The 7,677-nt window shown below is 62.2% G+C and carries 9 protein-coding genes; all 9 read left to right on the forward strand.

Annotation, left to right across the window (positions count from 1 at the left end):
* A partial coding sequence (trbB, locus tag H8B02_RS42850; RefSeq protein ID WP_229171770.1) for a P-type conjugative transfer ATPase TrbB occupies positions 1-702 on the forward strand: 702 nt, incomplete at its 5' end.
* Between the two features lies 1 nt (position 703).
* Complete coding sequence (locus H8B02_RS42855; RefSeq protein ID WP_229171772.1) at positions 704-1,030, forward strand: TrbC/VirB2 family type IV secretion system protein; 327 nt, start codon at positions 704-706, stop codon at positions 1,028-1,030.
* Complete coding sequence (locus H8B02_RS42860; RefSeq protein WP_229171774.1) at positions 1,030-1,293, forward strand: VirB3 family type IV secretion system protein; 264 nt, start codon at positions 1,030-1,032, stop codon at positions 1,291-1,293. The genes H8B02_RS42855 and H8B02_RS42860 overlap by 1 nt, the downstream gene beginning before the upstream one ends.
* Positions 1,294-1,303: 10 nt before the next feature.
* A complete protein-coding gene (gene trbE, locus H8B02_RS42865) occupies positions 1,304-3,745 on the forward strand; it encodes a conjugal transfer protein TrbE (protein WP_229171776.1) in 2,442 nt (813 codons plus the stop codon).
* Entirely contained in the window at positions 3,742-4,470 is a 729-nt protein-coding gene (gene trbJ, locus H8B02_RS42870; RefSeq protein ID WP_229171778.1) for a P-type conjugative transfer protein TrbJ, read from the forward strand. Before trbE ends, trbJ begins: the two co-directional genes overlap by 4 nt.
* The gene (gene trbK-alt / locus H8B02_RS42875) at positions 4,470-4,841 is read left to right on the forward strand and encodes a putative entry exclusion protein TrbK-alt (protein ID WP_229171780.1); all 372 of its coding nucleotides are present in this window, start codon (positions 4,470-4,472) and stop codon (positions 4,839-4,841) included. The genes trbJ and trbK-alt overlap by 1 nt, the downstream gene beginning before the upstream one ends.
* The gene (gene trbL / locus H8B02_RS42880) at positions 4,838-6,067 is read left to right on the forward strand and encodes a P-type conjugative transfer protein TrbL (protein WP_229171782.1); all 1,230 of its coding nucleotides are present in this window, start codon (positions 4,838-4,840) and stop codon (positions 6,065-6,067) included. Before trbK-alt ends, trbL begins: the two co-directional genes overlap by 4 nt.
* Positions 6,068-6,166: 99 nt before the next feature.
* A complete protein-coding gene (trbF, locus tag H8B02_RS42885) occupies positions 6,167-6,850 on the forward strand; it encodes a conjugal transfer protein TrbF (RefSeq protein ID WP_229171783.1) in 684 nt (227 codons plus the stop codon).
* A partial coding sequence (gene trbG, locus H8B02_RS42890) for a P-type conjugative transfer protein TrbG (RefSeq protein WP_229171784.1) occupies positions 6,847-7,677 on the forward strand: 831 nt, incomplete at its 3' end. The genes trbF and trbG, both read left to right, overlap by 4 nt.

Consider the following 7,677-nt stretch of genomic DNA (forward strand, 5'->3'; position numbering starts at 1 on the left):
CGGGTCTCGGCCGAATTGCCTGGGACCGGCGAGCGCTTCGAAGGTCTGTTGCCACCGGTCGTTGCTGCACCGGCCTTTGCTATCCGCAAGCCGGCCGTGGCGGTGTTTACGCTCGACGACTACGTCGCCAGGGGGATCATGACCTCGGAGCAGGCCAACACCCTGAAGGACGCGGTCGCCGCACGGAAGAACATCCTCGTCGCCGGCGGGACATCGACCGGCAAGACGACACTGACGAATGCCCTCCTGGCCGAGGTGGCAAAGAGCTCCGATCGGGTCATTCTGATCGAAGACACGCGCGAGCTGCAATGCAAAGCGTCCAATCTAGTGGCGCTGCGGACTAAGGATGGCGCGGCGACGCTGTCAGATCTTGTCCGCTCCTCGCTGCGACTGCGTCCCGATCGTATCCCGGTTGGCGAAGTCCGCGGTGCCGAAGCACTCGATCTGCTCAAGGCCTGGGGTACCGGCCATCCAGGCGGCATTGGGACCATTCATGCGGGCACCGCGCTCGGTGCGCTGCGCCGGCTCGAGCAGCTCATCCAGGAAGCCGTCATCACGGTTCCGCGCGCTTTGATCGCCGAGACCATCAACCTCGTCGCCGTCCTTGCGGGCCGCGGCGCTGACCGTCGCCTCGCTGAGCTCGCCCTCGTCGCGGGGCTTGGTGCGGCCGGCGACTACAGCCTTTCATCAGCAGGAGACTGACATGCATCCGCAATTTCGTTTTCGTCGAGATGCCGCTTCGCTTGCCACGTCCGGGCTGGTTCTTTTGACGTCAGCACCAGCATGGGCTGCCGGCTCGAACATGCCGTGGGAGCAGCCACTCAATCAGATCTTGCAGTCGGTTGAAGGACCGGTCGCCAAGATCATCGCCGTCATCATCATCGTCGTGACCGGGCTCACGCTTGCGTTCGGGGACTCGTCAGGTGGTTTCCGCAGGCTGATCCAGATCGTGTTCGGTCTGTCGATCGCGTTTGCCGCCTCGAGTTTCTTCCTGTCGTTCTTCTCCTTCGGCGGCGGCGTGGTGATCTGATGGATGAACCGGTCACAGGCTTTGTCGTGCCCGTTCACCGCGCGCTCACTGAGCCAATCCTGATGGGCGGCGCGCCGCGATCGGTTGCGATCGTGAACGGCACGCTTGCGGCAGCCCTTGGGCTCGGACTGCGGTTGTGGATCGCCGGTCTTGTCCTCTGGTTCATCGGTCACATGGCCGCCGTCTGGGCCGCCAAGCGCGACCCCGCCTTCATCGATGTGGTGCGCCGGCATCTGCGCATTCCCGGTCATCTCAACGTCTGAGTTCGCGGTCATGATGAACCTTGCCGAATATCGTCATTCCAACGCGCGTCTCGCCGACTTCCTGCCCTGGGCAGCCCTCGTCGACGAGGGAATCATCCTGAACAAGGACGGCTCGTTCCAGCGGACAGCAAAGTTCCGGGGGCCTGACCTCGACAGCGCGGTGCCGGCCGAGCTTGTCGGCGTCGCCGGTCGCCTGAATAACGCGCTGCGCCGTCTGGGATCTGGTTGGGCGGTCTTCGTTGAAGCGCAACGCCATTTTGCCGGTGCTTACCCGCCGAACACCTTTCCGGATGTCGCGTCTGCACTGGTCGACGCCGAGCGCAGAGCTCAATTCGAAGAGGCGGGCGCCCATTATGAGTCCAGCTACTTCTTGACCTTCCTCTATCTGCCTCCCGAGGAGGGGGCGGCTAAGGCGGAGCGATTGCTCTATGAAGGCCGCGACCGCACCGTTGGAGCAGATGCCCGGGAGGTGCTGCGCGGGTTTATTGATCAAACCAACCGCGTGCTGCAGCTCGTCGAAGGGTTCATGCCGGAATGCGGCTGGCTCGATGATCAGGACACGCTGACCTACCTGCACTCGACGATCTCGACCAAGCGTCATCGCGTTCGGGTGCCCGAAATTCCCATGTACATCGATGCGCTGTTGTCCGACCAGCCGTTGACCGGCGGGCTAGAGCCGATGCTGGGTTCAGCGAACGTGCGGGTCTTGACGATTGTCGGCTTCCCGGGCGCGACGACCCCGGGGATCCTGGACGACCTGAATCGCCTGGCATTCTCGTATCGTTGGTCGACGCGCGCAATCATGCTCGACAAGACCGACGCCACCAAGCTGCTGACCAAGATTCGGCGGCAGTGGTTCGCCAAGCGAAAGTCGATTGGCGCCATTCTCAAGGAGGTCATGACCAACGAGGCGTCGACGCTGCTCGATACCGACGCACACAACAAGGCGCTTGATGCCGACGCGGCGTTGCAGGAATTGGGGTCGGATCAGATCGGACAAACCTTTGTTACAGCGACCATCACTGTCTGGGACCGCGATCCCAATGCTGCCGATGAAAAGCTGAGGCTGGTCGAGAAGGTCATCCAGGGCCGCGATTTCACCTGCATGATCGAGACGGTGAACGCCGTCGAAGCCTGGCTCGGCAGTCTGCCCGGGCACGTCTATGCCAACGTGCGGCAGCCGCCGGTATCGACCCTCAACCTCGCTCATATGATTCCGATGTCGGCCGTGTGGGCCGGAGAGGCGAGGGATCTGCACTTCAAGGGTCCGCCGCTTCTGTTCGGCAAGACCGAGGGATCAACGCCGTTCCGATTCTCGCTCCACGTCGGCGACGTCGGTCATACCCTTGTGGTGGGGCCGACAGGCGCTGGCAAGTCAGTGTTGCTCGCGCTGATGGCGCTACAGTTCAGGCGTTATCCGAACTCACAGGTCTTCGCGTTTGACTTCGGTGGTTCGATTCGGGCGGCCGCCCTCGCCATGGGCGGTGATTGGCATGATCTCGGCGGCGCATTGTCCGACGGAGGCGAACAACCCGTCGCCCTGCAGCCGCTGGCCTGGATTGATGATCCTTCCGAGCGCGGATGGGCGACGGAATGGATCGGCGCGATCTTGGCACGGGAAAAGGTCGAGATCACCCCGGAGGTCAAGGATCATCTCTGGTCGGCGCTGACATCTCTCGCTTCGGCGCCGAGGGAGGAGCGCACCCTCACGGGCCTGTCAGTCCTGCTCCAATCGAACTCTCTGAAACGCGCCTTGCAACCATATTGCCTCGGCGGTCCGTCCGGGCGCCTGCTCGATGCCGAATTCGAGCGCCTTGGCGAGGCCTCGGTCCAGGCGTTTGAGACCGAAGGCTTGATCGGAACGAGTGCTGCGCCGGCCGTGCTGGCGTACCTCTTCCATCGTATTGGTGATCGTCTCGATGGCCGGCCGACACTCCTGATTGTCGATGAAGGTTGGCTTGCCCTCGATGACGAGGATTTTGCGGGGCAACTCCGGGAATGGTTGAAGACGCTTCGGAAAAAGAATGCCTCCGTCATCTTCGCTACCCAGTCGCTCTCGGATATCGATGGTTCCGCGATCGCACCAGCGATCATCGAAAGCTGTCCAACGCGCCTGTTGCTGCCAAACGAACGGGCGATCGAACCGCAGATCACTGCCATCTATCGCCGCTTCGGCCTCAATGACCGCCAGATCGAGCTTCTGAGCCGGGCAACGCCAAAGCGCGACTACTACTGCCAGTCTCGGCGCGGCAACCGGATGTTCGAACTTGGGCTAGGCGAGGTTGCGCTCGCATTCACCGCAGCCTCTTCCAAGACAGACCAGGCCGCCATCACGCAGCTCATCGCCGAACATGGACCCGACGGCTTCGTGCCTGCCTGGCTCGAGCAACGTGGCGTCGCCTGGGCGAGCGATCTGATCCCCAATCTCGTCAATCTGGAGAAATCGCTATGAGGCGTCTTGGCCTATTGGCGGCTACTGGCACTATCGCGCTGGTGCTTAGCGTCGCGGTGCCCGCGCGGGCGCTGATCGTCTTTGATCCCAACAACTACGTTCAGAACGTCCTGACAGCTGCGCGAGAGCTCCAGCAGATAAACAACCAGATTACCTCGTTACAGAACGAGGCGCAGGTGCTGATCAATCAGGCTAGGAATCTAGCAAACCTGCCGTACTCTTCGTTGCAGCAACTGCAATCGTCGATCCAGCGTACCCAGCAATTGCTGGCCCAGGCCCAGCGTATCGCCTATGACGTCGAGCAGATAGATCGCGCGTTTTCGACGAGCTATGCGCCGGCCACGGGTAGCCAATCGAATCAGTTGCTAGTCGCCAACGCTCAATCGCGATGGCAAAATTCCTATGCCGCAACGCAAGACGCGCTGCGCGTTCAGGCGGGCATTGTTGGCAACCTCGACACCAACCGCATCCAGACTTCCGCGCTCGTAACGTCTAGCCAAGGCGCAAGCGGCGCTCTGCAGGCAACGCAAGCTGGCAATCAGATTCTCGCGCTGAACGCGCAGCAGCTTGCCGACCTCACCGCTGTCGTGACGGCACAGGGCAGGGTGCAGAGCCTCGAAGCGGCTCAGCGCGCCTCGGCCCAGGATCAGGGACGAGAGCAGCTCAGGCGGTTCCTGACGCCAGGACAGGGCTATCAATCCTCCAATGTGCAGATGTTCCACTGATGACCGACGTAAGGGCATTCAAGGCGTTGTCGCTGCTTACGACAATAGGTGTGTTGGTCGTCACTGCCTGCACGATTCAGCTTCGTGGCGGAGACGGTCCTCCTCCGCCGCCGAAGGTGGAGCAGACGACAAATGCAACCAGCTCTGACCTTGCACGCTGCCGCAGTGTCACTGCGCAGGAAGCCTCGGGTTATCAGCACTGCAAGCAAGTGTGGGCCGAAAACCGGCGACGCTTCTTTGCCAAGAAATCCGATGCCGCGGTTCCTGGCCAAGAAGAACCCGCCGCGGTGTTGGGGCCCGCCTCAAAGGATCAGAGCCGGATCCCGCAAGGATATCCGCAACCGGCGACGCCCGAGGCGAGCAAGCCATGACGGGTACGGGGATCATCGACCAATTCCTGGAAACGTTCACGCGTTACATCGACAACGGCTTCGGGCTGCTCGGTAGCGACGTTGGGTATCTCGCAACGACCCTCGCCGCGATCGACATCACGCTTGCTGCGTTGTTCTGGAGTTGGGGGCCGGACGAAGACATCATCGCGCGCCTCGTCAAGAAGACGCTCTTCGTAAGCGTCTTTGCCTATCTCATCGGCAATTGGAATAATCTGGCACGCATCGTTTTCGGGAGCTTTGCGGGTCTTGGGTTGAAAGCATCTGGCGCAGGCCTCTCCGCGTCGGACTTCCTGCGGCCAGGAAAGATCGCTCAAGTCGGGCTCGACGCCGGCCGACCGCTGCTCGATTCGATTTCCAACTTGATGGGCTACATCAGTTTCTTCGAGAATTTCGTTCAGATCGTCGTTCTCCTGTTCGCCTGGGTCGTTGTGCTGCTCGCCTTCTTTATTCTGGCGATCCAGCTCTTTGTCACCCTGATCGAGTTCAAGCTCACCACGCTTGCCGGCTTCGTGCTCATTCCCTTCGGCTTGTTTGGCAAGACTGCGTTCGCGGCAGAGCGGGTCTTGGGCAACGTCATCTCCTCAGGGATCAAGGTGCTGGTCCTGGCCGTCATCGTCGGCATCGGTTCGATCCTGTTCTCGCAGTTCACCGCAGGCTTCGGCGGCGCCCAGCCGACCATTGAAGACGCGATGACCCTGGTGCTTGCGGCGCTCTCCTTGCTGGGCCTGGGCATCTTCGGTCCCGGAATCGCCAACGGCCTGGTGTCGGGCGGACCGCAACTCGGCGCCGGTGCGGCGATTGGAACAGGCCTTGCTGCCGGCGGCATTGTTGCGGCGGGCGCAGGTCTTGCCGCCGGCGGTGCCGGTCTCGCTGGCGGTGCGATTGCGGGTGCCGCGCGTAGCGGCGGCGCCGCCATGAGCGCAACATCAGCCGCCTACCGGAGCGGCAGCTTTGCCGGCGTCGCGGAGGCCGGCGCTTCCGCTGCCATGAGCCCCTTGCGTCGTGCAGCGGCTACGCTCGGCGCAGGTGGGGAAGCCGGCGCGCAGGCCGCGAGCACCTCGGCTGAAGGTCAGCCCGATTGGGCGCGGCGTATGAAGCATGCCGAGACTATTCGGCACGGTGCATCGGCAGCCGGCCACGCGGTCCGCTCCGCCGATCACGGTGGCAGCGGCTCTTCCGTCGATTTGTCTGAAGGAGAGCGCTGACACTTAGCCACTGCGCCTTCGCCAGCCGCTGCGCGGGCGAATGAAACGCGGACACCGCACGATTCGAAACCGATCACTTGATCTCAGGGGCAACTATCGATGTTCAAACGACCATCAGTGCACTACGGGCGTATGCCCGAACCGGTTACGCCGTATCAGAAAGCAGCGCAGGTTTGGGATGAACGCATTGGATCCGCCCGCTTACAAGCCAAGAATTGGCGCTTAATGGCGTTCGGCTGCCTGACGCTATCGGCCGGTCTCGCAGGTAGCCTTGTCTCGCAATCGAGCCAAGGCTCAATCACGCCCTGGGTCGTTGAAGTCGATCATCTCGGCCAAGCCCAAAGAGTTGCGCCGGCCAACATCGACTATCAACCTACTGACGCTCAGATCGCCTACCATCTGGCGCGCTTCATCGAGGACGTCAGAGGCCTGCCGGCCGACGGTATCGTTCTGCGCCAAAACTGGCTCCGGGCCTATGATTTTACGACGGATCGTGGGGCGGCTGCGCTGAACGACTATGCGCGCAACGATGACCCCTTTGCGAAGCTGGGTAAGGCTCAAATCTCCGTCGACGTATCGAGCGTCATTCGCGCGTCTTCGGAGAGCTTTCGCGTCGCGTGGACCCAGCGCGTCTACGACAACGGCTCGTTGAGTTCGACTGAGCGCTGGACTGCAATTCTCTCGATCGTGATCGAGACACCCCGCGATGCCGAACGCCTGCGCAAAAACCCCCTTGGCGTCTATGTCCGCGCCATCAACTGGTCAAAGGAGTTGGGTCAGTGACCAAGACGCCGCATGACGTTCATTCGAACCGGCCCATCCCGCGCAATTCGGCACTGCCGGAATTCGTGGCCGCGAAGCGAGCAATTCTGTTGGCTCTCCTGGTCGGTTCCTCGGCGCTCGGTGGGTGCGTGACCTACATTCCGCCGGAGATCAGCTATGACGCGGACGTGCCTCCGTTGCCGGCGGCTCCTGCGCATTTCGACGACAGATTGCGACCGCTTCACATTCCACCGCTCTGGAAGCCGGCGCTCGGCGGCAAGTCGGCCGGGAAGGAAGAGCCAGAACCCGTGAGCCGGGTTGAGACGGCAAACAGCGCCGCCCGGGTCGAACCGCGCAAGCGGGGGTATTTCAACGCGGCGCAAATCTACGCCTACAGTCCTGGCGCTCTCTATCAGATTTACGCCGCGCCCGGGCAGATCACGGATATCGCGCTCGAGGAAGGGGAACAGTTGACGGGATCGGGGCCCATCGCGGCCGGAGATACCGTACGTTGGGTCGTGGGCGATACCGAGAGCGGGAACGGCGACACGCGACGCGTCCACATCCTGGTCAAGCCGACCCGCGCGTCAATCGAGACCAACCTGGTCGTCAATACCGATCGGCGCACCTACCTGATCGAGCTCCGTTCCCGCGAGCGGCCATACATGCCGTCTGTTGCCTGGTACTATCCAGAAACTGCACGGGAACGATCGCGTTCGGTCGCTCTGAAGCCCGTTCTTCCGGAGCCGGCGCAGCGCATCTCCCGCTATGCCATCGAAGGGGACAGTCCACCCTGGCGGCCGCTCGCCGCATATGACGATGGCCGCAAGGTCTACGTCGAATTCCCG

The sequence above is a fragment of the Bradyrhizobium altum genome (genome assembly GCF_020889705.1).
GTDB lineage: Bacteria > Pseudomonadota > Alphaproteobacteria > Rhizobiales > Xanthobacteraceae > Bradyrhizobium > Bradyrhizobium altum.

Excerpts from the sequence above, each read along its gene's own strand:
- trbL (WP_229171782.1), top strand. The coding sequence starts at position 4,838 with ATGACGGGTACGGGGATCATCGACCAATTCCTGGAAACGTTCACGCGT.
- trbK-alt (WP_229171780.1), top strand. The coding sequence starts at position 4,470 with ATGACCGACGTAAGGGCATTCAAGGCGTTGTCGCTGCTTACGACAATA.
- H8B02_RS42860 (WP_229171774.1), top strand. The coding sequence starts at position 1,030 with ATGGATGAACCGGTCACAGGCTTTGTCGTGCCCGTTCACCGCGCGCTC.
- trbJ (WP_229171778.1), top strand. The coding sequence starts at position 3,742 with ATGAGGCGTCTTGGCCTATTGGCGGCTACTGGCACTATCGCGCTGGTG.
- trbF (WP_229171783.1), top strand. The coding sequence starts at position 6,167 with ATGTTCAAACGACCATCAGTGCACTACGGGCGTATGCCCGAACCGGTT.
- trbE (WP_229171776.1), top strand. The coding sequence starts at position 1,304 with ATGATGAACCTTGCCGAATATCGTCATTCCAACGCGCGTCTCGCCGAC.
- H8B02_RS42855 (WP_229171772.1), top strand. The coding sequence starts at position 704 with ATGCATCCGCAATTTCGTTTTCGTCGAGATGCCGCTTCGCTTGCCACG.